This window comes from Pseudomonas sp. Pseusp10 (assembly GCF_059492225.1).
The window spans coordinates 3,536,491-3,560,518 of the sequence record NZ_CP168528.1 but is presented as its reverse complement, the minus strand read 5'-3'; the positions used below and the strand labels follow the sequence as shown (position 1 = coordinate 3,560,518).

The following is a 24,028-nucleotide window of genomic DNA, read 5'->3' as shown; positions in this document are numbered from 1 at the left end:
TGTCTCTTTTGTTGTACGCAGGTGGGCTTATTCGAGGGGGAGCTGGCGAAGACCGCGGGTGCCGGCCAGTACCAGTGCACCGGCCGTTGACACTTGCGCCGCGGCCACCGGCGCCAGGCCGTTATTCACTTGCAGGTTGAAGCTTGCGCCATCGTCGTTGCTGACCAGTACATGGCCGGCCTGGCTCAACAGGATGATCCGGCCGTCAGTAGTGACCGTACCGGCGGTGATGCTCAGGGGCAGCCCAAGCTCGACCTTGTTCCAGTTGGCACCGCCATCGACGCTGCGATAGGCGTTGCCGCGCAGGCCGAACACCAGCACCGCGCCTGGCTTGCCGACAATGCCGAAAAAACTGCCGTTGTAGGGCGTGGGGGTGGCCTTGAAACGCTCGCTGGCCGGGTCGAACTTGAGCACCAGGCCCTGCTCGCCGACAACGAACAGTTCGTTGCCGGCCGGGCGCAAGGCGTACAGGTTCAAGGCACCGGGGTTGTCGGTCCGGTCCAGCCATGGCGTCCAGCTGCGGCCACCATTGTCGGTACGGAAAATCAGGTTGAAGGCGCCGACGATGTAACCGACCTGGTCATTCTCGAACCACACATCGAGGAATGGCTTGTCGGCGCCCTCTTCGAACATGCGCTGGGCATCGGCCAACGAGGTGACGACCGCCTCGTCGTCCGGCCGAGCCGCGGCCTGCTTGCGGTAATACGCGAGCAGGGTCGAGCCGACGTCGCGGCCGTCGAATTGACGGCTCCAGCTTTCGCCCGCGTCGCTGCTGTGCAACACCACGCCGTCATGGCCGACGGCCCAGCCCTGGGACGGACTGGGGAAATGCACGGCCACCAGGTCAGAGCTGACTGGTACCTTGGCTTGATGCCATTGCAGGCCTGCATCGTCCGAATAGAAAATGTGGCCACGCTGGCCGACCGCAACCAGGCGTCGGCCGGCGCTGGCCAGTCCCGTGAAAGTGCCATGCAGCGCCTTGTCGGTCTGCAACGCCGGCCGGTCGAGAGTATCGGCGAAATCCGCCGCCACCACGGCACGGGTAAAAGGCAAGGCCAGCACTGCACCCAGTGCAATGAGCACTATCCATCTGAATTTGTTCATCGCTGTTTTCCGGATAAAAAAAGCCACCGGAAGGCGTGTGGCCTCCTCCCGATGGCAAATACCACATGGAGTTCTGTCAGCGGATCCCGGCACCGGCCAGCGATTCCGGAGCCCACTGGGCCTTGGAGAGTGGCTCGATGTACTTCACACCACCGTACGGCCCGTACATCCCGGTAATGTTGTAGCTACCGGTGACGAAGTCGTAGAACAGGTGGTTGTCCGAGTTCGGTGCCTGCACGTCATAGCTGTAGGCCATGTGGGCGAAGGCGCCGCGGTACAGCTTGCCGCTGGCGTCGTATTCGTCCGAAGCCAGGGCAATCCAGCTGTCCTCATCGAGGTAGAAGGTGCGCTTGCTATAGATGTGGCGCTTGCCCGGCTTCAGGGTCGCTTCCACGACCCACACGCGGTGCAGTTCCCAGCGCATCAGGTCAGGGTTGACGTGGTTGGGGGTGGTCACGTCCGCCGCCACCTTGTGGTAGTTCAACTTGTAGGTGTTGTACGGAACGTACATTTCCTTCTTGCCCACCAGCTTGAAGTCGTAGCGGTCCAGGGCGCCGTTGAACACCCAGGAATCGTCATAGGTCGAGCTGCCGGCCGACCCCGGGTTCGGCGTGTCGTAGGCGATATCCGGCGCCAGTTTCACCCGGCGTTGTCCCGGCAGGTACTGCCAGCCACGGCGGCCTTGCTTGAGCGGGTTGACTGCATCGACCACCAGAATGGCTTCACCGGCGCGGCGGGCCGGGCCCTGGTAATACAGCTTGGTCTTGAAGAACACGTCGCTCTCGTTGGCCGCGCTGGTACGGGCCGGGTCGTACAGCGGGTACTCGATGTAGGCGTTGCCGGTGGTGGCCAGGGTCGCCCTGCCCGAGGAGTCGACGTTCCAGGAATCGTACTTGGAGTTCAGCGCAAAGCCCTGATAGCGCAGCAAGTGGTTCCACATGGCTTCATAGCCATCGGCGGGGATCGGGAACGGCACGCCGGGCAGCGCATTGTCCAGGGCTACCCCACCCTCGGTGGTTTTGGTCCCGACGGCGTTTTTCGCCGTGTTGTCCAGCAGTCGCTGAGGCAAGGCAACGGTACGGTGGGTCGGGTAGACATCGACGCGAAACGACGGGAAGCGCTTGAGCAGTTCCTGGGTCGAGGCGGTCATCTTGCCGGCGTACTGGGCAGCATTGCCGGCGTTGATCACCGTCACCGGTTTTTCGTTTTCGAAGGGGTCGGGGCGAAACGAGCTGCCCGCCTGGTAGCTGGCCGGAGCCTGGGTCAGGCCACCGGTATAGGCCGGGATGCTGCCGTCGGCATTGCCGGCTTTTTCGGCGCCGACGCCGGTCAATGTGCTGCCAAGCCGGGCGGCCTGGTCGGATGATACGGCCGCGTGGGCGGCACCGGTCACCGCCAGTGCAAGGGCCGCGGCCAATACAGATTGGGCAAATTTCATGGGGTCTCTCCTGTTGCCTGGCAACGTTCGATCAGATAGTCGTTTTGAAGGTGAAGGTGACCATGCCGCGATCCTTGAGCTGGGCCGATGTACCGCCAAAGGCTGTGGCCTGCCCCGGGGTGCAGTTGTACTGGCCGTTGGCGCCGGGTGCGGCACCGTCTCCCTGGCTGCCGGCGTTGCCGGCGCGATCACAGGTATCGAACGGACCGAAGTTGTCCACGTACTTCAGGTCGAAGCGATACTGGTTGTGCACGTCCATGCCAACGCCGATCGAATAGCTTCCGGAGTCTTCGTTGCCCCCCATCTGGACGGCGGAGTTGCCATTGAGGCCGACGTTGTAGGTGGCCGGCATGTAGAAATCGATGCCGGGAAAAACCTGATACCAGGTCGGGTTGAAGTTGACGCCGATGACGTAGTTGTCCTTGCTGACCTTGTCCACGCCGCGGTACCAGTCCCCGCCCTTGAACAGCTGCTTGTTATCGGTGACGTCCAGCCAGCGACTGTAGCCAAGCTCCACCAGCAGCGAGGCGCTGTCCCACACCGGCGTGTCGGCGAAGGTGGTCAGGCCGTTGAGCACCGCATGCACGGTGTTGCCTCGGGCCACGCCGTTGTTGCCATCGAAACTGCCGATGAATCCGGGCAGACCGGCTGCAGCCGCGGCCGGGCTGACGGTGGCGGCGACACTGGCCAGCGGCATGTTCTCGCGGTAGTTGAGATCGAAACCGACGCTGACCCCGGCGATGCTCTTGGACAGGCTGATGCCGTAGATATCGATATCGTCGACGTAGAACTGGTTGTAGCTGCCGATGTTGCCCGAGATCAGTTGCGCCGGGCCGACAGCCGTCGGCTGCAGGACCAGGTTGGGCAGGATGTCCGAGGTGTTGCGGTAGTAGAAGCCCAGGGTCCCGTCCAGCCATTCCGGGCTCCACTTGGCCATCAGGCCGAAGTCGCCGTGATTGTCCGGGGTGAAGGTGTGGCCGTTTTTCAGGCGCAGGAACTCATTGGCGCCGATGGGGCCCGGGGCACCGAAGAGTGGGTTGCGTCCACCGATCAGCGACAGGTTGTGCCCGCCACTCTGGATACCGTCGTTGAACCCCAGGTAAGTACCCGATTCAGGCAGTCGCGAGGCATCCCAACCGAGGAAGTATTGGGCGCCCAGTGTCAGCTCCGGGCCCAGGGTCAAGCTGGTGGACAACTGGTTGCGCGGGATGAACAGTTCCTTGGCCTCGGTGCCCGGCACTGTCAGCCCCTTGGTGATGTCCAGGCCCGACTGGCCATAGCTGTTGCCATGGGCGAAGGCCAGGATGCTTTCGCCCCAGTACTGGGTATGGCTGCCCAGCTTGGCGCTGAGCAGGGTTTCGTCACCGATCTCGGTGCTGCCAAACACGAAGGCATCGAGGATTTCCGAAGACGGCCCGTTGTAATAACGGTCGGCATAACCACTGATATGGCGCGAGTCCGGTACGCCACTGTTTAGCTGGTTGGTCGAGGCATTGGCACTGCCGACATTGTCATAGGCATGGTCGTACCAGCTATTGGCACTGACGCGAAAGCCGGCCTTCTGCTTGTAGACCACGTCCAGTTCCGAGAGCACGTCCAGGCGCTGGGACACCGCACTGCCCGACGAGAAATTGCGGTCACCATCATTGTTGTTCCAGCTGTTGGCCAGCTTGTTGTTGGCGGTTTCCACGCGCTGGCCGTAGTTGAGTTTGAACGTGTTGTCGAAACGCACTGACAGGTCTTCGTTGCCCGTATCGATTTCCAGGGCTTGCGCGGGCGCGATGCCCATCCCGACCAGGATTGCTGTAGCCAAAAGCCCTCGACGCAGGTTTGCATGGCAGATCTTATTGTTGTTGTTCATCTAACGGGCTCACCTTCTCTGTGGTTCATGAAAACGCATTGAAACGGCACTGCGACGCTGTCCTTAGGTGCGCTGCAGGATGGTTACCGATACCGAACGACCCAGCGCCGCATTGTGCGCAAGTGCCGTCCGGACACCGTTGTCGTGCCTGGACGGCGCCGTGCCGCGCAGTTGCCAGACCAGTTCAGTGATTTGCGCCAGCCCCGTTGCTCCCGGGGCATGGCCGCGACCGAGCAGTCCGCCGGAGGCGCAGACATCGACCGGGGCGCCGCGACTGTTGCGCCGTTCTCGCACGAAGCCGTCTATACCTTCCTCCCGGCACAAACCCAGGGCGGCGCTGTACACCATGAAGTCGCCGACGCTCTGGTCATGCAGCTCCACGGCCTCAATCTCGTCGGCACCAATGCCGGCGTGCTCATACGCCAGTTGCGCAACGCGCCGGGTCGTGGCGCGCCCCAGCACATCGAGCACACAGCCGGCCTCCTGCTCGGAGGCCAGGTCGCTACCGCGCACACAGGCCCTTACTGCCACACCACCGCGGGCGCCGTAACGGGCCAGAAAACCCGGGGTACACAGCAGCACCGCCGCTGCTCCGCACGCGGGCGGGCAAAGGTAGCGAGCCCGCCAGCCATCGAGTGCCGTGCAGCGGTTCAGTACGGCCATGGGGTTGGCCATGGCTTGGGCCCGGGCCTGGCTGAGTACCTGCTCGAAACTGGTTTGGGCCACACCCATGCGGGTCAGCAACCAACTGGTCTGGGCCGCGAACAGCGCGGCCGGATGCTCGCGCCGGGCAAAATGAGCCTGGCAGGCATCGGGCTGGCCGAGGCCGTCCCAGGCCTGCGGCGCGCTATCGTCCAGACCAAAGAAGGCGCGGTGGGTAACGTTCGCCGGCATACACTCGAAGCCCAGTGCCAGTGCGCATTCGGCCTGGCCGGACAACACGCTGTGGCGCGCCAGCTGCAAGGCACTGCTGGCTGCCGTGCAGCCGTCCGCGAGGGAAAACACCGGGACACCGGTAAGGCCGATCTGGGCCAGGACCTGCTCACTGCAGCCGACCGCGCCGCTGACGCTGGCGCTGAACACCTGGTCGACCAGGTCATAGTCAATGCGCGCATCGTCAAGCGCCTGGCGGATCGCCCGGCCCGCCAACGCAGCAACACTGTCGCCAGCGCCCAGCGGGACGAACGGAGACATGCCCACCCCCGCAATCAGCACGCTTTGACTCATACGCCTTACCTCGATAGTCGGCTGGTGCCGATCCTCTCTTGTCTTCGAGCAACGCTCGGCAAGCGGCAAATCCGCCCGGCCGGGTTGGTTCAAGTGAGGTCCAGACTATCGGTCAGGCGCGATCCAGCCCCCCCAGCGTCAGGGGGGGTGGAAGAACAAGGGGGGTAAAAAAGGGTTCTTCACGCATTTCCGGAGAACTGTAGGAGCCAGCCTGCTGGCGATGGACTCCAGTGCGCCGCGTTAATCCAGTTCACACGCGTAATCGTTAACGACCATCGCTGGCAAGCCAGCTCCCACAAAGGACCGAGCCCACGCTGAAACTGTAGGAGCCAGCCTGCTGGCGATGGACTCAAGTGCGCCGCGTTCATCCAGTTCACACGCGTAATCGTTAACGACCATCGCTGGCAAGCCAGCTCCTACAAGTGACCATGCCCACGCTGAAACTGTAGGAGCCAGCTTGCTGGCGATGGACTCCAGTGCGCCGCGTTCATCCAGTTCACACGCGTAATCGTTAACGACCATCGCTGGCAAGCCAGCTCCCACAAGTGACCATGCCCACGCTGAAACTGTAGGAGCCAGCTTGCTGGCGATAGACTCAAGTGCGCCGCGTTTATCCAGTCCACACGCGTTATCGTTAACGACCATCGCTGGCAAGCCAGCTCCTACAAGTGACCATGCCCACGCTGAAACTGTAGGAGCCAGCTTGCTGGCGATAGACTCCAGTGCGCCGCGTTTATCCAGTTCACACTGCGTTATCGTTAACGACCATCGCCGGCAAGCCAGCTCCTACACGGGAGCGTGCCCACGCTGAAACTGTAGGAGCCAGCTTGCTGGCGATAGACTCAAGTGCGCCGCGTTTATCCAGTCCACACGCGTTATCGTTGACGACCATCGCTGGCAAGCCAGCTCCTACAAGTGACCATGCCCACGCTGAAACTGTAGGAGCCAGCCTGCTGGCGATGGACTCCAGTGCGCCGCGTTTATCCAGTTCACACGCGTAATCGTTAACGACCATCGCTGGCAAGCCAGCTCCCACAAAGGACCGAGCCCACGCTGAAACTGTAGGAGCCAGCCTGCTGGCGATGGACTCCAGTGCGCCGCGTTTATCCAGTTCACACGCGTTATCGTTGACGACCATCGCTGGCAAGCCAGCTCCCACAGGGGACCGCGTCCACGCTGGAAAACTGTAGGAGCCAGCCTGCTGGCGATGGACTCCAGTGCGCCGCGCTCATCCAGTTCACACGCGTTATCGTTAACGACCATCGCTGGCAAGCCAGCTCCTACAAGGGACCGCGTCCACGCTGAAACTGTAGGAGCCAGCTTGCTGGCGATGGACTCCAGTGCGCCGCGTTTATCCAGTTCACACGCGTTATCGTTGACGACCATCGCTGGCAAGCCAGCTCCTACAGGGGACCGCGTCCACGCTGAAACTGTAGGAGCCAGCTTGCTGGCGATGGACTCCAGTGCGCCGCGTTTATCCAGTTCACACGCGTTATCGTTGACGACCATCGCTGGCAAGCCAGCTCCTACAGGGGGGACCGCGTCCACGCTGAAACTGTAGGAGCCAGCTTGCTGGCGATGGACTCCAGTGCGCCGCGTTTATCCAGTTCACACGCGTTATCGTTGACGACCATCGCTGGCAAGCCAGCTCCCACAGGGGAACGTGCCCACGCTGAAAAACTGTAGGAGCCAGCCTGCTGGCGATGGACTCCAGTGCGCCGCGTTTATCCAGTTCACACGCGTTATCGTTGACGATCATCGCTGGCAAGCCAGCTCCTACAGGGGACCGCGTCCGGGTCCAAACCAGTGAAAGCCAAAAAAAGCGGCCTCGCCACAGGTTGCTTTCTGTTCGATCTATCTCTTAAGTGAGGCGCCGCGGCTCGGAAATAATGCGCGAGTAGAAGGACCAGGTTTCAGTTGGCAGGATCGAGGATGCCAAGCATGTAAGCACGATCCACCACATGCTTGCGGGTACCGGCCTGGAACTTGCCGAACAGGTTCTTCAGGTGCCATTTCACGGTTTCTTCGCCGACATTCAGCGCCAGGGCGATCTGTTTGTTCGACAGGTTACGTGCGAGCAATTGCAAGACTTCACGCTCCTTGGGTGTCAGCAATCGGCTGGGCGACACCGTGCTGGTCGCCAATGGCACCGGCGCGGGTGGTGGCGTGCCTTGCGCAGCGGTCCTGGGTGCCTCGTGCTGGAGTTTGCGCATCCATTTGAGCAATTCCGGATGGGTGTCTTCGACAATCCGCCGCAGGCCGTTTTCCTCGGCCAGGCTGATCGCTTCACGCAGGCAGGCCAGGCCGTTGCCGCCCGACTCCTGGAGCGCCAATGCCTTGAGCAGTTTGATCTGCACAATTTCACGGCCGCGACGAATGCGCTCGGCTATTTCGTTGGCACGCTCCAACAGCTCCAGCATCCCTTGCCAGTCACGTTGCACATGGGCGATATAGGCCTTGGCCAGCATCACCATCAAGGCCAGTTCTGGCCCGAGCAAGCCCGTTTGTTCGCGTGCGACTTGCGGCACCTGGGCATCGAGCCGGCGCCCCAATGCAAGACAGGTATCGGCCCGGCCTTGCAGCGCGTGCAGGCGAATCTGCTCGGCCAGGGCGGCAATGCAGAAACGCGCAATGCCGCGCTCTTCGCCGAGTACAAACAGCGCCTCGAGCAGGTCGTAACCACGATGGCCCTGGCCCTGCAGCACCGCCAGGCGAGCGGCGGTGAGAAAGCCCAATACAATCGCATCCGGAGAAGCCAGACGCTCGACCACGTCCAGGCGGTTGGCCAGGACCGTGGCGGCTTCTTGCAACTGATCGCGCTCGAGCAACACTGTAGCCAGTCCGCTGGCCAACATCACCGCCACTGGACTGCGTCGGCCAATGTCCTGTTCGGCGCGAGCCAGGCTGTCGCGCAGCGCTCTTTCGGCCGGCACGAGGCGACCTTCGCTGACATAGCTGAGGCCCACCACCCATTCGCCAAAACCGCGGATGGCGTCCAGGCCTGAGCTCCAGGCATACAACGGTGCCCGCTGAAAGATCCGCCGAGCTTTTTCCGGTTGGCCCTGAAACAGGGTCAGGCGCGCGATCTGGTTGGCAAAGACCGCCTGCAACTTGATCTCGCCGGTCGGCAAGGCGTTCATCCAAGGCGTCACCAGCGTCAGCGATTCGTCCGGCCGGTCGGCAAAATAGGCGGCGGTGGCTACAATCATCGCCGCCTCGCAGCGCGTGCTGTCATCGGTCGCCGGGTCCTGTCGGAGACCGGCGACCAGCCGTACCGCTTCCTCGTGCCGATCGCTCATGGCCAGGGACCAGGCGGCCGCCAGGCACATGCGCGACCGCGATTCGACCTCCTGCGCCGGCAGTTCCTCGACCCACTCCAGGACGCGGCTGAACTGCCCGCGCAACATGATTTCGTACAGGCATTGCTCGATCATCTGATACGCCTGGCGGGGGCGCCCGGCCAACAGATAATGACGAGCCGCCTGCTCGGAGAATTCATGGGCTTCAAGCCAGCTTGCCGCCCGCTCATGCAGGTCCAGGCGTCGTGTCTCGGGCAGACTGGCAAAGCGCCCCAGCAGGAACTCCCGGGCCAGCGGGTGGATACGCACCCACTCACTGTCCACGCTTTCGACAAAGATCGGCGTCGCCACGCATAGCTCCTGCAAGCGCAAACCGGCCTGCTCGTCGCCGGTCAAGGCGATGCACAGGGACGGATGCAACATCTCCAGCAGTGCAATGCTGATCAGAAATTCAATCTGTCCGGCGGGCAGGTGGGCAATCAGGGTGTCGACGAAGTAGCGCCGTATATCACCGGTCCCTGTCGACAGCTCTTCGACCGCCGCGACCACGCTCGGGCTTTTTTCGATGGAAGCGATCGCCAGTTGCAGGCCCAGTGACCAACCCTCGGTGGCTTCGTGCAAGCGCACGCACAGGTCCGGATCGATACGATGACCGAAGCGGCTGCCGAGGATCGCCACGGTTTCCTCCACCCGCAGGCGCAAGGCGTCCGCACCGATGGCGACATAAAAGCCGCGGGCTTGCAGGTCGGCCACCTGCAGGTTCAAGCGCCCACGGGAGGCCATGATGATGCGCAGGTTGGCCGGGGCATTGTGCAGCAGGTAGGCCAGGCAATGCCGCGCGGTGGCTTCGGGCAGTCTTTCGGCTTCGTCGAGCATCAGCACGATTTCGCCACCAAGGTCCGCGACCTCGGCCAGCCAGTCGGTCAGCCCTTCCAGTTCGTCGCGCCCGCGCCCGGGCATGCGCTCCAGGAATCCGGCAAACGTTGCCCGGCCGCTGCCAACGGCCATGGCGGCGGCCAGCCCCTGGGCGAATCGAACGCCATCGTCATGTTCATCGAGCATCAACCAGGCCACCACCGCCCCACGGGAAAGAAGCTCCCGGCGCCATTGGGCCAGCAGAAACGTCTTGCCGAACCCCGCCGGGCCTTGCACGGCAATGGCCATCTTGTCCGCCAGGGCCGCGGAGTCGATGCTCAGCCGCTCACGCATGTGAGCGGTTTTCTGACTTCGCGGTGGCGTGGTCTTGAGGACCAGTTCCGGTGCAATGCGATCCATGGGGGGCCCTTTGGACTTGGGTACAAAGTATCGCTGGTTATAAACCATAGTCCCGGAACTGTTCGCGCAATTTCATTTTTTGCACTTTACCCGTTGCGGTATAGGGCAGTGCCTCGACGAAAGCGACCGCGTCGGGCAGCCACCACTTGGCCACGCGGCTCTGTAAAAAACCGAGCAACTCGTCCCGCGTCGCCAACATGCCCTGTTTGAGCACCACCACCAGCAACGGCCGTTCCTGCCATTTGGGGTGGGGTACGCCGATGACCGCTGCTTCTGCCACCGCCGGGTGACCGCAGGCGGCGTTCTCCAGGTCAATGGAGGAAATCCATTCGCCGCCGGACTTGATCACATCCTTGGCCCGATCGGTGATCTGCATGTAGCCATCCGGGTCGATGGTTGCGATATCGCCAGTCATCAGCCAGCCCTGTTCATCGAGCAGGTCCCCGCCCTCGCCCCGGTAATACTGACTGGCGATCCACGGTCCCTTGACCCGCAAATGGCCGGACGCCTTGCCGTCACGGGGCAGTTCGGCACCGTCTGCATCGACGATTTTGATCCTTACTCCGAACAACACCCGGCCTTGCTTGGCCTGCAGGTCGATACGCTCGTCGAGCGAGGCGTCACGGTGCTTGGGCAAGACATTGCAAACCGTGCCCAATGGCGACATCTCGGTCATACCCCAGGCTTGTAGCACCCGGGCGTCAAAGCGAGTCTCGAAAGTTTCCACCAGGCTGCGCGGTGCCGCTGCCCCGCCCATCACGACCCGGTTCAGGCACAGGTCCGCGGTCGGCATCAGCCCGGCGTTCTGCACATACTGTTGCAGGGTCATCCACACCGTGGGCACACCCAGGGCCAGGGTTACTCTTTCGCGTTGCATCAAGTCATACAGGCTGGCCCCGTCGAGGTCCGCACCGGGCAGGACCAGGCGCGCGCCGCACATCGCTGCCGCATAGGGCATGCCCCAGGCGTTGACGTGGAACATGGGCACCACCAGCAGCGCCGTATCGGCCGAGGACAGGTTGAACCCGTCCGGGGTGCAGGTGGCCATCGAATGCAGCAAGGTCGAGCGATGGGAGTACAACACCCCTTTCGGATTTCCGGTGGTGCCCGAGGTGTAGCACAGGGAGGCCGCCACGCGTTCATCCAGGCAGGGCCAGGCGAAGGTCTCGGGTTCATCGCCGATCAGGTCTTCGTAGCACAGCAGATTGGGCACAACGATGGGCGGCATCTGGCTGCGCTCGGCCAGGGCGATGAACGCCTTGACCGTGGTCAGTCGTGGAGCAAGCTGCTCGATCAGGGCAGCGAACGACAGGTCGAAAAACAGGTACTGGTCTTCGGCATGGTTGGCGATGAACTCGATCTGCTCGGCAAACAGCCGTGGGTTGATGGTGTGCAGCACCGCGCCCATGCCCGAGACGCCATAGAACATTTCCATGTGCCGGTAGCCATTCCAGGCCAGGGTGCCGATCCGCTCGCCGGGCTGCACGCCGAGGTTTGTGAGGGCATTGGCCAATTGTTTGGCACGCTGGCCGATGTCGGCATACGTGCAGTGATGCACCGTGCCGTCCTGCAAGCGCGAGGCGATCTCGACCTGGGGGTGCGAGCACAGCGCGTGCTCCAGTACCGAAGAAATGAGTAAGGGGTGATCCTGCATCAGACCCAGCATGGCAACCGCTCCGTTGTGATTTTTGTAAGGTTCGGGCGGTCGTATTTTGCGCAGACGCCGGGCATTTATTTGATAAAACATGCCAATTATTTGATACTTCGCGCCATTAATCGCCAAAGGCGCGCCATGGATACTCATCTCATTCGCAGCATGTGCCTGTACGGCGCCCGGGAGCTGATCGCCGATCTGCACGGCGATCCCTGGCGAGTGGCCCATGGGGCATCGATTGCCTCGCAGTCGCTGGATCAGTTGGACGTCCTTCTGCCGGTGCCAAAGGTGGTGCATTTTCTCGAACTGGCCGCCCGGGAAACCGGTCGCGAGGACTTCGGGTTGCTGCTGGCACAAAAGCAAGGGATGGGCGTATTGGGCAGTGCGCTGCTCGACATCGTCAGCGAAGCGACCACAGTGGGCGATTGGCTCGAACGCCTGTCACGTTACTTCCACGTGCTGATGTCCGGTGCCCTGGTGCACCTGGAGCAACACGAACTGGGAATGACCGTGCACTACGAGGTGACCGCGACGGCCGGAATCGACGAAACCCAGTCCGTCCACCTGGGCCTGGCCCTGCTCGCGCGCAAACTGCGCAGCGCGCTGTACCCGCAGTGGTCGCCCGAACGCGTGATGCTGCGCTGCCGGGAACCGCATAGTCGCGCCAGCTACACACGGATGTTCGGCCAGAACGTGTTTTTCAATCAGGAGTGCAATGGCATGCTGCTCAGCCACCACGTGCTGACGCATCCACTGAACGAGAAACAGCCCTTCTCCCGCCCCGCCCTGCTTGACTACATGCGGGAAAACCAACAGCGACGCAACCGAAGCCCGGCCTCGGCAACCGAGGACTCGGTGCGCAAACTGCTTTCCAGCAGCGGTGCGCCCCTGGACGCCGTCGCCCTCAATCAACTGCAGAGCCGCCGAACCCTGCAACGCAGGCTGGCCGGCAGCGGCACCACCTTCCAGGCCATCAAGCAGCAGACCAAGCTGGACCTGGCCCGAAAATACCTGAGCCAGACCGACTTGAAGCTTTCACAGATCGCCGAGGCGCTGGGTTTTTCCAGCCTGAGTGCCTTCAGCCGCTTTTTCCACAAAGCCCAGGGCTGTGCGCCCAAGGCCTATCGGGCGCAGGCTGCAGTGAACAGGTAGAAACAAGCGTTTTACGCAGGGACATGGGCTCGACGCCTCATCACGCTACTGATCCGGCTGCAGATTCGCTACTATGTTTGCCCGCCCTCCTTGTCTGCGGATTTCTTCATTTTGGAGCCCGAATGCCTAGTCAAAAGGACATCGCCGCCGACAGCGGCGCACCGATGATTCCTGAACAGCGCCGTGAATTGATGCTGCGACAGTTGCGCAAGCATCAGGTGCTGAGCGTTCATCAGTTGATGGAAATGTTCGACTGTTCGCACATGACCATACGCCGCGACATTGCGTTGCTGGAGCAGGAAGGTCGTGCTTACTCGGTAACGGGTGGGGTGCGGATCGCCAGCCAGCTGCACAGTGAGCCCAGCCATCAGATCAAGGCGGTGGTCGAGTTGCCGCAGAAGCAGGCCATGGCCAGGCTCGCCGCCCGGCTACTGCATGCCGACATGACGATTTACCTGGACGCGGGAACCAGCACGCTGGAAATCGTCCCCTACATCAAGGCACTGTCCGGCATGACCGTGGTGACCAACGACTTTGGTATTGTCCAGGCACTGATCGAAGCCCCCCATGTCACGGTGATTCACACCGGTGGGCAGCTGGATCACTCCAATCAATCGTGCGTGGGCGGTCTGGCGGTTGCCACCTTGCGTCAGGTGGTCACCGATATCGCGTTCATATCGACCAGTTCATGGGATTTGCGTCGCGGCCTCACCACGCCTTCGGCGCTGAAGGTTGAGGTCAAGCAAGCCGCGATGCAATCGGCTTCGCAGGTGGTGCTGGTGGCCAGCAGTTCGAAATACGGCACCTTCAGTATGTACAAGATTGCCGGGCTCGAGCAGTTCGACATTATCCTCAGCGATGACGCTTTGACCCCTGCGGCGGCCGATGGCATCCGCAAGCAAGGTGTCGAACTGTTGCTGCCGGCTGACAATACACCGGCCTGAAACGACGCGCTCCTGGCCTGACTTGTAGGAGCGAGCTTGCTCCGGGCGGCGTTCCGACGATGGAGCTGAGGGCGACGTGTTTATTCAGCAAACACGCGGTATCGTTAACGTCCATCGCGAGCAAGCTCGCTCCTACAAGTTTCTTAACGCGCTTTCCAGTCGCGCAGCCACTGCAAGCCGGCAGACGTGTTGCCTCGTGGCCGGTATTCGCACCCTACCCAGCCGTCATAACCCAACTGGTCGATCAGCTCGAACAGATAGGGATAGTTGACTTCCCCCAGGTCCGGTTCATGTCGGTCTGGCACACCAGCGATCTGGATATGGCCAATTCCGTCGAAGTCCCGACGCAGTTTGGTCGCCAGGTCGCCCTCGACGATTTGGCAGTGGTAGCAGTCGAACTGCACCTTCAGGTTACTGGCGCCCACTTCCTTGCAGATGGCCTGGGCCTGATCCTGGCGGTTGAGGAAAAAGCCTGGCATGTCTCGCGTATTGATCGGTTCGAGCAATACTGTGACGCCTGCCTTGGCCGCCCGGGTAGCGGCGTAGGCCAGGTTCTCCAGGTACACGCCGTGATGCCGTGGGCGATCGCTTTCCGACGGCAGCAGCCCGGCCATGACATGGATGCGTGAATTGCCCAATACGCAGGCGTATTCCAGGGCACGATCAAACCCGCTACGAAATTCACTCTCCCGACCCGGCAACGACACGGCGCCCCGCTCGCCCTTCGCCCAATCGCCGGGCGGCGCGTTGAACAGTGCCTGCACCAGGCCATTGTCGCTCAAGCGTTGCTTGAGTTCTTCAGCGCTGTAGTCGTAGGGGAACAGATACTCCACCGCTTCGAAACCGTCGGCAGCCGCGGCGGCGAAGCGATCCAGAAACTCATGTTCCGGGTAAAGCATGCTGAGATTGGCAGCGAAACGAGGCATGGTAGCTCCTGAGATAAAGGGTTAGACAAAGGGCCAGATCAGCAGGGTAATACAGAAACCCAGGGTGCCGAGCAATGTGGTCAGCACCGTCCAGGTGCGCAAGCCGTCGGCCACGTTCAGCCCGGACAGTTTGGTGAAGATCCAGTAACCGGCATCATTGATGTGGGACATGGCCAACCCGCCACCGCCCATGGCCAGACACAACAGTGCCATGTGGTTCGGGGTGAGATTGAGGGTCGCAATCAACGGGCTGATGATGCCGGCAGTGGTCACCAGCGCCACCGTGGTCGAACCCTGCACCGCGCGCAACAGCATGGTCAGCAGAAAGCCCAGGGCCAGCACCGGCAGACCGGTGGTGCGCAGCATGTCGGAGACCACGGCACCGATTCCGGTGTCCACCAGCACCTTGCCGAACACACCGCCGGCACCGGCAATCAGGATCACCATGGCCACACCGGGCAAGGCCGAGCCGATCACGTCGGACACTTGAGTGCGGCTCCAGCCCCGACGCGACCCCAGCAGCCAGGCGCACAGCAAGGTATCGATCAGCAACGCCACCAGCGGCGCGCCGAGTACGGTCATGATACCGCGCAGGACCGATTCGGCAGGCAGCAACGAGGTGGACAGCGTCCCTAGCAGAATCAGAATGATCGGCAACACAATCAGGCCGACGATCAGACCAAAACCCGGTGGTGGAGCCGGCGGCAACTTCGAGACGATGCTGCTGGTGGCCTCTTCCAGGCCCATGTGCGACACGGCCACAGCCGCTCGCTCAGGGCTCTTGTCGTTACCATTGGACCAGGCGGCCAGATCCTCGTTGGTGACATGCGGGCCATAGACCTCGGCACGAATATCGTCAGTCATCGGATACGCCCGACGGGTCATGCGCCCCGCCACGCGGTAGCCGACATAGCAAAGCAGCGCGGTAATCGGCAAACCGAACATCAGCACACGGCCCAGGTCCGCGCCCAATTGACTGGCAGCAGCCACCGCACCCGGGTGTGGCGGCAGGAAGGCGTGTACGGTCAACAACGCTGCGCACATTGGCAACGCGAACACCAACAGCGGCTTACGTGCACTGCGGGCAACACCATAGGCCAGCGGCATCAGGATGATCACGCCGACCTCGAAGAACACCGGTACCCCGACCATGAAGCCGGCAATCGTCAACGCCAGGGGTGTACGCCGATTGCCGAAACGGGTAATCAACGTCTTGGCCAGCGCCTCGGCACCGCCTGAGAGTTCGATGATCCGCCCGATCATCGCGCCCAGGGCAATGATGATCGCGATATGGCCCAAGGTCTTGCCCATGCCGCCTTCGATGGTGGCGACCAGATCGGCCGGCTTCACGCCGGCCACCAGCGCCACCAGAATGCTCACCAGCATCAAGGCCACGAAGGGCTGGAATTTGTACTTGAGCACCAGGAACAACAACAGCGCGATGCCCACCCCGGCGGTCATCATCAGGATTAACGGGCTCATTTCACAAACCCTCCACGCCGGGTAAATGAAACGGTACTGCCACTGGATCTGAACATGCCGCAGTGAAAGTGAGTCATGCTTGGGTTTCCTGTTGTTATTGTTTTTTCAGGCAAGCCGGGGCCGTCGAAAGTCGCTGGGCTTCTCCCGGGCAGGGCCTGCGTTATCGAGCTGTCGTGTCAAGCCTGTGCGTTACCAGTGCGCACCGAAGGTGTCTCGCAATTCATCCAGCGCCGTCTGATCGAGCGGTTCAGGCTTGGGATTGCTCATCAGCCAGAGCCGTGCGGTTTCCTCGAGCTCTTCCAGGGCGTAGCTGGCCCTGGATACCGAACTCTCCCAGACCACCGGGCCCAGCCGTTCGAGCATCACGCCGCGAACACTGTTGGCCAGCCGGGCGACTTGCTCGGCAACCTTTGGCGAACCGGGCCGCTGGTAGCCGATCAACGGGATATGCCCGACTTTCATGACCTGATACGGCGTCAGCGGCGGCAGGATGTCGTCCGCCTGCCAGACACCGGCCAGCGTCAACGCCACCAGATGGGTGGAGTGCGTGTGCACCACGCCGCCGACATTCGGATTACGGTCGTAGACCTGGCGGTGCAGCGCCAGGGTCTTTGAAGGCTTGCCACCGGACACCCATTCGCCGGCCAGGTTGACCTTGGCGATGGTCGCCGGATCAAGACGCCCGAGGCACACATCCGTCGGCGTGATCAACCAGCCGTCGTCCAGTCGCGCGCTGATATTGCCGGCGCTGCCGACGGTGTATCCGCGCTGGTAAAGGCTGCGGCCAACTTCACAGATTTCTTCGCGCTGGGCGTTCTCGTTGCTCATTGCACATCTCCGGCCTGGGCGAGTTGGTTCAAGGCTTTACTGAAGAAATCCCGGCCACCGAAGTTGCCCGATTTGAGTGCCAGCGCCAAAGGCTTGTCAGTACTGCTGACGGTCGCCGGTACACCCGGATCAATCTGCGCGCCAATCTGTAGCAATTGCACCCCCAATGCCTGGACCACAGCACCCGAGGTTTCTCCGCCGGCGATCACGAAGCGGCGCACACCACTCTGGAGCAAGCCTTGGGCAATTTCGCCAAAGGCGTTTTCCACCAGGCTACCGGCCTGCTCGACGCCCAGTTGCTGTTGCACCGACTTGACCTCATCCGGTGAGCTGGTGGCGTAGATCAATACGGTTTGTGGGTTATCACGGGCGAAGGCCAAGGCTTGCGCCACCACCGGCTCCCCTGCCGCCAAGGCCAACGGATCAATCCGCAAGGCTGGCCGACCGGCTTCTAGCCAGGCGGCTACTTGTCCATTGGTGGCGATCGAAGCACTGCCAGCCAACACCACTTCCCCGCCGGACACCGCTGGAAGTTTCGAGGCATCGAGGTCGCGCAGTTTGCCGGCGCGACGGAAGTTTTCCGGAAGCCCCAGCGCCAGCCCCGAACCACCCGTCAACAACGGCAAATCAGCACAGGCCGTACCGAGTGTGTACAGATCGCTGTCCGACAAGGCATCAGCGATGGCCATGCCGACACCCTGAGCCCTCAGCTCGGCAATTCGCGCCCGCACCTGCTCAGCGCCACGGGCAATCGTGTCGTAGCGCAACAGGCCGACATTCAGGTGGGTCTGTGACTGCAGCACTCGAACCAGGTTGGCATCGGTCATCGGCGTTAACGGGTGGTTCTGCATGCCCGACTCACTGAGCAACTGATCCTGCACAAACAGGTGGCCGCGAAAGATCGTCCGGCCATTCTCCGGGAATGCCGGGCAGGCAAGGGTAAAGTCGCTACCCAGTGCCGCCAGCAGTGCTTCGCTGACCTGGCCGATATTGCCGGCCGCGGTGGAGTCGAAGGTCGAGCAATACTTGAAAAAAATCTGCTCGCAGCCTTGCTCGCGCAGCCAGGCCAGCGCGGCGAGAGACTGCTCGACTGCTTCGGCGGCCGGGGTGGTACGCGATTTCAGCGCAATGACGATCGCATCGGCATCAAGCCCGGCGGCAACTTCCGCGCTCGGGATGCCAATGCTTTGCACGGTGCGCATACCGCCGCGCACCAGCATGTTGGCCAGGTCCGTGGCACCGGTGAAATCGTCGGCGATGCAGCCCAGCAGCGGACGTGCGGTGGAAGTAGTCATGGGGTGTTCCTCAAACAGGCTCAGGCTTGGCAGTCGGCAATTCGATGCCCGGGAAAATCTTGATCACCGCCGAGTCGTCCTCACGGCCGAATCCGGCACTGGAGGCCTGCATGAACATCTGGTGGGCGGTGGCCGACAGCGGCAGCGGGAATTTGCTGGCCCGGGCGGTATCCAGCACCAGGCCCAGGTCCTTGACGAAAATATCCACCGCGGACAACGGCGTGTAGTCAGCCTTGAGAATGTGCGGCACACGGTTTTCGAACATCCAGGAGTTACCGGCGCTGTGGGTGATCACCTCATACAGCGCATCGGCATCGACCCCTTCACGCAGGCCCAGCGCCATGGCTTCGGCAGAAGCGGCAATATGTACACCAGCCAGAAGCTGGTTGATGATCTTGACCTTCGACCCCAGGCCATGGACGTCACCCAGGCGATACACCTTGCCGGCCATGCCAGCCAGGATCGACTCGGCCTTGACATAGGCGTCGGCCGGGCCCGAGGTCATCATGGTCATCTCGCCAGCGGCAGCCTTGGCGGCGCCACCGGAAATCGGTGCATCCAGATACAGCAGGCCCAACGCGGCCAGGCGCTGGCCCAGGTCCACCGCGTAGGTCGGAGCGACTGTGGCGCAGCCGATCACCAGGCTGCCCGGCCGCAGAGAGGCCACGGCCCCACCCTCACCAAACAATACGGTCTCGGTCTGCTCGGCGTTGACCACCACGGTAATGATCACGTCACACTCAGCGGCCATGTGCGACGGTGACAGGCAAGCCACACCGCCCTCCCCGGCGAACTGTTCTGTCACGGCGGAACGCACATCACAGGCATGCACATTAAAACCGCTGCGCAACAACGAGCGGGCAATGCCCAGCCCCATCGCGCCCAAACCGACCACACCGACATTCTTGTTATTCATGGGGTACTCCAGAGGAAAGCAGCGACGGCTTCCACGCCTGCAAGGTGCAGACGTTGGCCGCGTTGTAGATAAGGCCACGGCAGACAGGATCAGCACCGAGCGGATTAACCCGCTGAGGGGCGCTGTCATTCAGGACGGGGGTCGGGTTCTCATTGAACATCAAGACCATCCTGTTTTTGTCGTGTTATCAGGTTGTCATACCGGCTGGCGTAAATCATCTACCAATGATCAGATTATGTGAAGTATTTTCTGCGCATAACATTTTTTAACACCGCTTTCGCCACGCGAAAAGAAGAAGTAGTGAAATGCCCACAAAAGCACTGCCGGTGCGAAGGCAAAGCAGGTCTTTGATAAGGAAAGAGATCAACCAGCCCTCCTCTACTGACTGCAAATCGTTCCTGCCCCCCCACTGCCATCGTCACCCGCGATGGCAGGCTCGTGAATGGCTGATATACGAACTGCTTTTACCTCTCCTAACATCGGGCTCACAGACCACTCGGGTGCCGATCACCTTTCGGCACACGGGCTCCAAGAATAAAAACGCAAACCCGCGAGGTTGAACCATGAAAACCCTAACCGCCAGTTCCACGGCGCAAGCTGCTGTCGTCGACGGAGTCGGTCAACTGACCGCCAACCAGCGTTACGTGACGCTGGGGGGCTCCTGGGCCGCCTGGCTGTTTGATGCCCTGGATGCCACTGTCTTTGGCTTTGTGCTTTTGGCGGTCGCCAAGACCTTCGCCGTCGGCCTGGGCGATGTGGTCTCCACGGTTGCCTGGTTTCTGCTGGCCACCGGTATCGGTGGTTTCTTCCTCGGCAATATTTCCGACAAGATCGGCCGCAAGAAAACCATGATGCTGTCGGTGTTCGTCTATGGCACCGGCACCTTGCTCTGTGCTTTTGCCGACAGCCTGTGGCAGCTCAACGTGTTCCGCTTCTGCGTGGGGATCGCCGTGGGTGGCTTGTGGTCCGCCGCGGCGGCACTGGTGTCGGAGATCTGGCCTGCGGCCGGTCGCGCCAAGGCCTTTGCGGTGATGCAGACTGGCTGGTCGGGTGGTGGTCTGCTGGCAGCGATTTTCGCCTGGAGTTTCCTCGATGGCGGGAATCCTGAATCCTGGAGGAACCTGTTCATCTATGCCTCGATCCCGGCCTATTTCACCCTGGTGTTCATCTGGTTGTTCGTCAAGGAATCGCCGGTCTGGCTGGCCAACCGCGAGTTCATGCGTCGTAACGCGGACAAGGGCCGACTGATGGAAATCTTCCGTCCGCAATATCTGAAAGTGACCTTGCTGGGCCTGAGCATTTCGGTACTGGGCATGTACGGCTACTGGATCATCACCACCTTCATGCCGGCTTACCTGCAGAGCATTCTCAACGTGCGTATCGATCAGGCTCCGGTGTTTGTCATCTGGATCGGCATCGGCGCCACCATCGGTTACCTGGCCTACGGCTACCTGGCTGAAAGCATCGGTCGTCGCTTGTCGTTCGCGGTGTTTTTTGGCGGTATGGCAATCATGGTGCCGGTGTTTGCCTACTCGGCGACCCTGATGCCATTGACGGACGGCAAGCTGCTGTTCACCACCCAGAACGTCATCGCCCTCGGTTCGCTGGCCGCACTGCTGGGCTTCTTCACCGGTTATTTCAGCGGGTTCGGCGCCTGGTACTCGGAGTTGTTCCCGACCAGCATCCGTTCTACCGCATCGGGTTTCTGTTTCAACTTCGGCCGGGTCGGCGCCATCGCCGGCATCAAGCTGGTCCCGGTGCTGATCCCGCTCATCGGCTTCACCGCCACCATTTCCCTTGCCTCCGTTTCCTACGTCATCGCCGCTGTCATGGTGTTCACGCTGCAGGAAACCAAAGGCGTTCAACTCACCAGCGGCAACTGACCCGACCGTTCAAAGGAAAAACCCATGAAAAATTTTCGCATCGGCCAAATCGTACCTAGCTCCAACACCACGATGGAAACCGAAATCCCGGCCATGCTGACTTCGCGCTACGAACTGTTCCCCGAAGAGCATTTCACCTTTCACTCCTCGCGCATGCGCATGATGCACGTCAGCCCTGAAGAGCTGAAAAAGATGGACATCGACAGTGACCGCTGCGCGCTGGAACTGAGCGATGCACGGGTTGATGTCATGGCCTATGCCTGCCTGGTGGCGATCATGTGCCAAGGGCCTGGCTATCACACAGTCTCGCAAGAGCGCCTGAGCAAAACCGTGATTTCCAACCGGTCGAACGCTCCGGTACTCAGCTCCGCCGGTGCGCTGATCGACAGCCTGCACATGCTCGACTACAAGAAAATCTCGATCATTACGCCGTACATGAAACCGCTGACCCGGCAGGTCATCGACTATGTCGAGGCGGCGGGCATCGAAGTGGTCGATTCCATCAGCCTGGAGGTTTCCGACAACCTCGAAGTCGGTCGTCTGGACCCGATGAACCTGGTGGCCCACGCCGACCGACTGAACATCGGACAGGCTGACGGGGTGGTGCTGTCGTGCTGCGTGCAAATGCCGTCGTTGCCAGCGATCCAGACCGTGCAGGATCGCCTCGACAAACCGGTGCTGTCGGCGTCGGTCGCCACCGTGTACCAAATGCTGAAAACCCTCGGCCTCGAGGCCAAAGTACCGAACGCAGGCCACCTGTTGTCCGGGGCGTTCTGAGCCAATGCCCAAGGAGGTACTATGCTGGCCATTCAGGCCAAACCGGTACTTCCCATGAAACTCGATCCGGTCTCGTTGCGACTCTTTGTCAGCGTCGTTGAAGAAGGCACCATTGCTGCCGCCGCCAAACGCGAACACATCGCCGCGGCGGCGGTCAGCAAACGGCTGAGCGAACTGGAAGAGCTGCTCGACTCGAAACTGCTCAACCGCACCAACAAAGGCATCACCCCGACCGACGCGGGTCTGTCGCTGCTGTTCATGGCTCGCAGTGCATTGAACAACCTCAATGAAATCGTCGTGCAGATGCGTGACTACTCCCACGGTCGCCGTGGCTCGGTGCATGTCCTGGCCAATATTTCCGCCATCACCCAATTCCTCCCGGGCATGATCAAGTCGTTCACGGAACTGTACCCACTGATCAACATCAGCCTCGAAGAAAAGCAAAGCCTGGCCATCACCAAGGCGGTGTCCGAAAATCGCACCGACATTGGCATCTTCACCCGTCTTCCGCACGGTGCCGATATCGAGGTCTTCCCGTTTCGTACCGATCGCCTGGTGTTACTGGTTCCCCTTGGGCATCCGCTGGCGACACGCCGCTCCGTCAAATTCAGCGACACCCTGGATCACGAATACATCGCCTTGCGCAGCGGTACTCATCTCAATTTTCAGTTGATCAAGGCGGCCAACGACCTGGGGCGTTCGCTGAAAATCCGCATGGAAGTCTCCAGCTACGACGCCCTGTGCCTGATGGTTCAGGCCGGCCTGGGCATTGGCATCATGCCCGAGGGGAGCGCGGCGATTTACAAAATGGACGGTGCGAAGGCGATCAGGCTGGATGAGCCATGGGCCTCCCGCGAACTCAGCGTGTGCGTGAGGTCGCGAGCGGCGTTGTCGGTCGCCGCGGGATTGTTCCTGGAACACTTGCTAGAAAGGGCGTAAGCGATCAGATGCGCAAGTGTGCACTCATGTAGTCAATGAAAACGCGCAACTTGGGCGAGGCATAACGGCTGGCTGGCCACAGCATCCAGAAGACGACCTGGCGGTCAATGTAATCGTCCAGCACTGTGACCAGCCGGCCGCTTTCCAGCGCGTTGCGCACCAGGAAAGTCGGCAGAAAGGCAATCCCCCTGCCCTGGATTGCGGCGTAGGCAAGAGGCTCGATTGTGTTCGACGTCATTGTGGCGGGCAGCACCAGTTCAGCCTCGGAGGGTTCGAGCCGCAGCGGCCAACGTTCCAGCTTTCCCGTTGCGGGGAATTTGTGCTGCAGGCATGAATGGCGTTCCAGTTCACGCGGATACGTGGGTACACCATGCCGCTTGAGATACGTCGGCGATGCCACCAGCACATGTGCGCAGGAACCCAGGCGGCGCGCGGCCAAGCGAGAATCGGTTTGCTCGCCGGTCCGAATCACCGCGTCGAACCCCTCCTCGATCACATCGACCATGCGGTCGCAAAAATCGATGTCCAGTTCGACTTCCGGATACCGCTCCATGAACCCGTCAAAGGCCGGCATCATCAGGTCGCCCAGTAGTGGAGAGCCCACGCGAAGTCGCCCGCGTGGACTGCCAGCCAGGCCTGACAACTCGGACTCGGCAGCGGTGACCTCGCTGAGGATGCGGCGGCAGCGCTCAAGGAACAGGGTCCCCTCGGCCGTCAGCGTGATGCTGCGTGTGCTGCGATGAAACAGCCGCACATGCAAGCGCTCCTCCATCCGGGCAATGGTTTTGCCCACGGTCGAGGACGATACCCCCAACTGGCGGGCGGCCTCGGTAAAGCTGCGCGTTTCGGCAACCTGCACGAACATCGAGATGCCATTCAGACTTTCCATCACTTTTCCTGCTTGCTCCGGCAGAACTCCACCAACCAGGCGGGATTACGGAAAAAACATCCGAAATGTTCGGCATCGCGGGATATTTTTCTCCGCGAATTTTACGCCTACATTGCGCCCATCCCACCACTGATAGGTA

Annotated in this window: 18 protein-coding genes; 5 read left to right on the top strand and 13 right to left on the bottom strand. The window is 61.5% G+C overall.

The window, feature by feature from the left end:
• Positions 1–27 precede the first annotated feature (27 nt).
• The 6 genes from ACEN8Z_RS16040 to ACEN8Z_RS16015 all read right to left on the bottom strand — a co-directional run bounded on the left by ACEN8Z_RS16040 (position 28) and on the right by ACEN8Z_RS16015 (position 11,870).
• On the bottom strand, positions 28–1,104 hold the full coding sequence (locus ACEN8Z_RS16040) for a WD40/YVTN/BNR-like repeat-containing protein (protein ID WP_495594826.1): 1,077 nt from the start codon (positions 1,102–1,104) through the stop codon (positions 28–30).
• Positions 1,105–1,180: 76 nt separating this feature from the next.
• The gene (locus ACEN8Z_RS16035; RefSeq protein ID WP_495594825.1) at positions 1,181–2,542 is read right to left on the bottom strand and encodes a DUF1329 domain-containing protein; all 1,362 of its coding nucleotides are present in this window, start codon (positions 2,540–2,542) and stop codon (positions 1,181–1,183) included.
• A 31-nt stretch (positions 2,543–2,573) separates the two neighbouring features.
• The gene (locus tag ACEN8Z_RS16030; protein WP_495594824.1) at positions 2,574–4,403 is read right to left on the bottom strand and encodes a DUF1302 domain-containing protein; all 1,830 of its coding nucleotides are present in this window, start codon (positions 4,401–4,403) and stop codon (positions 2,574–2,576) included.
• 63 nt (positions 4,404–4,466) lie between these two features.
• Positions 4,467–5,630, bottom strand: coding sequence for a thiolase C-terminal domain-containing protein (locus tag ACEN8Z_RS16025; RefSeq protein WP_495594823.1), 1,164 nt, complete (start codon positions 5,628–5,630; stop codon positions 4,467–4,469).
• 1,913 nt (positions 5,631–7,543) lie between these two features.
• The gene (locus ACEN8Z_RS16020) at positions 7,544–10,204 is read right to left on the bottom strand and encodes a winged helix-turn-helix domain-containing protein (protein WP_495594822.1); all 2,661 of its coding nucleotides are present in this window, start codon (positions 10,202–10,204) and stop codon (positions 7,544–7,546) included.
• Positions 10,205–10,241: 37 nt separating this feature from the next.
• The gene (locus ACEN8Z_RS16015; RefSeq protein WP_495594821.1) at positions 10,242–11,870 is read right to left on the bottom strand and encodes a 3-(methylthio)propionyl-CoA ligase; all 1,629 of its coding nucleotides are present in this window, start codon (positions 11,868–11,870) and stop codon (positions 10,242–10,244) included.
• A 126-nt stretch (positions 11,871–11,996) separates the two neighbouring features.
• On the opposite strand from ACEN8Z_RS16015, the gene ACEN8Z_RS16010 reads away from it, so the two are divergent.
• Both ACEN8Z_RS16010 and ACEN8Z_RS16005 read left to right on the top strand, forming a co-directional pair.
• Entirely contained in the window at positions 11,997–13,010 is a 1,014-nt protein-coding gene (locus tag ACEN8Z_RS16010; RefSeq protein WP_495594820.1) for an AraC family transcriptional regulator, read from the top strand.
• 122 nt (positions 13,011–13,132) lie between these two features.
• Positions 13,133–13,954 (top strand): DeoR/GlpR family DNA-binding transcription regulator, encoded by an 822-nt coding sequence (locus ACEN8Z_RS16005; RefSeq protein WP_008002543.1) that lies wholly within the window; start codon positions 13,133–13,135, stop codon positions 13,952–13,954.
• Between the two features lie 143 nt (positions 13,955–14,097).
• Here ACEN8Z_RS16005 and otnI read toward each other — a convergent pair whose 3' ends face one another.
• From otnI to ACEN8Z_RS15975, 6 genes are all read right to left on the bottom strand, one after another.
• Entirely contained in the window at positions 14,098–14,880 is a 783-nt protein-coding gene (gene otnI, locus ACEN8Z_RS16000; RefSeq protein WP_495594819.1) for a 2-oxo-tetronate isomerase, read from the bottom strand.
• A gap of 21 nt (positions 14,881–14,901) precedes the next feature.
• Positions 14,902–16,362, bottom strand: coding sequence for a GntP family transporter (locus ACEN8Z_RS15995; protein WP_008002547.1), 1,461 nt, complete (start codon positions 16,360–16,362; stop codon positions 14,902–14,904).
• Positions 16,363–16,551: 189 nt separating this feature from the next.
• On the bottom strand, positions 16,552–17,190 hold the full coding sequence (gene otnC / locus ACEN8Z_RS15990; RefSeq protein WP_495594818.1) for a 3-oxo-tetronate 4-phosphate decarboxylase: 639 nt from the start codon (positions 17,188–17,190) through the stop codon (positions 16,552–16,554).
• On the bottom strand, positions 17,187–18,485 hold the full coding sequence (gene otnK, locus ACEN8Z_RS15985; RefSeq protein WP_495594817.1) for a 3-oxo-tetronate kinase: 1,299 nt from the start codon (positions 18,483–18,485) through the stop codon (positions 17,187–17,189). The genes otnC and otnK overlap by 4 nt, the downstream gene beginning before the upstream one ends.
• 10 nt (positions 18,486–18,495) lie before the next feature.
• Entirely contained in the window at positions 18,496–19,401 is a 906-nt protein-coding gene (ltnD, locus tag ACEN8Z_RS15980; protein WP_495594816.1) for an L-threonate dehydrogenase, read from the bottom strand.
• Positions 19,394–19,561 carry a hypothetical protein gene (locus ACEN8Z_RS15975; RefSeq protein WP_178087132.1) on the bottom strand — a complete coding sequence of 56 codons (168 nt, stop codon included), beginning with the start codon at positions 19,559–19,561 and terminating at the stop codon, positions 19,394–19,396. The genes ltnD and ACEN8Z_RS15975 overlap by 8 nt, the downstream gene beginning before the upstream one ends.
• A gap of 403 nt (positions 19,562–19,964) precedes the next feature.
• Between ACEN8Z_RS15975 and ACEN8Z_RS15970 the strand changes: the two genes are divergently transcribed.
• The 3 genes from ACEN8Z_RS15970 to ACEN8Z_RS15960 are packed head-to-tail and all read left to right on the top strand — an operon-like array spanning position 19,965 to position 23,000.
• Positions 19,965–21,284: an MFS transporter gene (locus ACEN8Z_RS15970; RefSeq protein WP_495594815.1), complete on the top strand. Its 1,320-nt coding sequence runs from the start codon at positions 19,965–19,967 to the stop codon at positions 21,282–21,284.
• A 24-nt stretch (positions 21,285–21,308) separates the two neighbouring features.
• Complete coding sequence (locus ACEN8Z_RS15965; RefSeq protein ID WP_495594814.1) at positions 21,309–22,061, top strand: maleate cis-trans isomerase family protein; 753 nt, start codon at positions 21,309–21,311, stop codon at positions 22,059–22,061.
• 21 nt (positions 22,062–22,082) lie between these two features.
• On the top strand, positions 22,083–23,000 hold the full coding sequence (locus tag ACEN8Z_RS15960) for a LysR family transcriptional regulator (protein WP_007994726.1): 918 nt from the start codon (positions 22,083–22,085) through the stop codon (positions 22,998–23,000).
• A 4-nt stretch (positions 23,001–23,004) separates the two neighbouring features.
• Here the strand turns inward: ACEN8Z_RS15960 and ACEN8Z_RS15955 are convergent, their stop codons facing one another.
• On the bottom strand, positions 23,005–23,889 hold the full coding sequence (locus ACEN8Z_RS15955; protein ID WP_495594813.1) for a LysR family transcriptional regulator: 885 nt from the start codon (positions 23,887–23,889) through the stop codon (positions 23,005–23,007).
• Between the last annotated feature and the right edge of the window lie 139 nt (positions 23,890–24,028).

Bases quoted from the DNA above. Each gene is read 5' to 3' on its own strand.
- ltnD (WP_495594816.1), bottom strand. From the start codon at position 19,401: ATGAATAACAAGAATGTCGGTGTGGTCGGTTTGGGCGCGATGGGGCTG.
- ACEN8Z_RS16010 (WP_495594820.1), top strand. From the start codon at position 11,997: ATGGATACTCATCTCATTCGCAGCATGTGCCTGTACGGCGCCCGGGAG.
- ACEN8Z_RS16025 (WP_495594823.1), bottom strand. From the start codon at position 5,630: ATGAGTCAAAGCGTGCTGATTGCGGGGGTGGGCATGTCTCCGTTCGTC.
- otnI (WP_495594819.1), bottom strand. From the start codon at position 14,880: ATGCCTCGTTTCGCTGCCAATCTCAGCATGCTTTACCCGGAACATGAG.
- ACEN8Z_RS16020 (WP_495594822.1), bottom strand. From the start codon at position 10,204: ATGGATCGCATTGCACCGGAACTGGTCCTCAAGACCACGCCACCGCGA.
- otnK (WP_495594817.1), bottom strand. From the start codon at position 18,485: ATGACTACTTCCACCGCACGTCCGCTGCTGGGCTGCATCGCCGACGAT.
- ACEN8Z_RS16015 (WP_495594821.1), bottom strand. From the start codon at position 11,870: ATGCTGGGTCTGATGCAGGATCACCCCTTACTCATTTCTTCGGTACTG.
- otnC (WP_495594818.1), bottom strand. From the start codon at position 17,190: ATGAGCAACGAGAACGCCCAGCGCGAAGAAATCTGTGAAGTTGGCCGC.
- ACEN8Z_RS16040 (WP_495594826.1), bottom strand. From the start codon at position 1,104: ATGAACAAATTCAGATGGATAGTGCTCATTGCACTGGGTGCAGTGCTG.
- ACEN8Z_RS15960 (WP_007994726.1), top strand. From the start codon at position 22,083: ATGCTGGCCATTCAGGCCAAACCGGTACTTCCCATGAAACTCGATCCG.
- ACEN8Z_RS15970 (WP_495594815.1), top strand. From the start codon at position 19,965: ATGAAAACCCTAACCGCCAGTTCCACGGCGCAAGCTGCTGTCGTCGAC.
- ACEN8Z_RS15955 (WP_495594813.1), bottom strand. From the start codon at position 23,889: ATGGAAAGTCTGAATGGCATCTCGATGTTCGTGCAGGTTGCCGAAACG.
- ACEN8Z_RS15975 (WP_178087132.1), bottom strand. From the start codon at position 19,561: ATGTTCAATGAGAACCCGACCCCCGTCCTGAATGACAGCGCCCCTCAG.
- ACEN8Z_RS16005 (WP_008002543.1), top strand. From the start codon at position 13,133: ATGCCTAGTCAAAAGGACATCGCCGCCGACAGCGGCGCACCGATGATT.
- ACEN8Z_RS16035 (WP_495594825.1), bottom strand. From the start codon at position 2,542: ATGAAATTTGCCCAATCTGTATTGGCCGCGGCCCTTGCACTGGCGGTG.
- ACEN8Z_RS15965 (WP_495594814.1), top strand. From the start codon at position 21,309: ATGAAAAATTTTCGCATCGGCCAAATCGTACCTAGCTCCAACACCACG.
- ACEN8Z_RS16030 (WP_495594824.1), bottom strand. From the start codon at position 4,403: ATGAACAACAACAATAAGATCTGCCATGCAAACCTGCGTCGAGGGCTT.
- ACEN8Z_RS15995 (WP_008002547.1), bottom strand. From the start codon at position 16,362: ATGAGCCCGTTAATCCTGATGATGACCGCCGGGGTGGGCATCGCGCTG.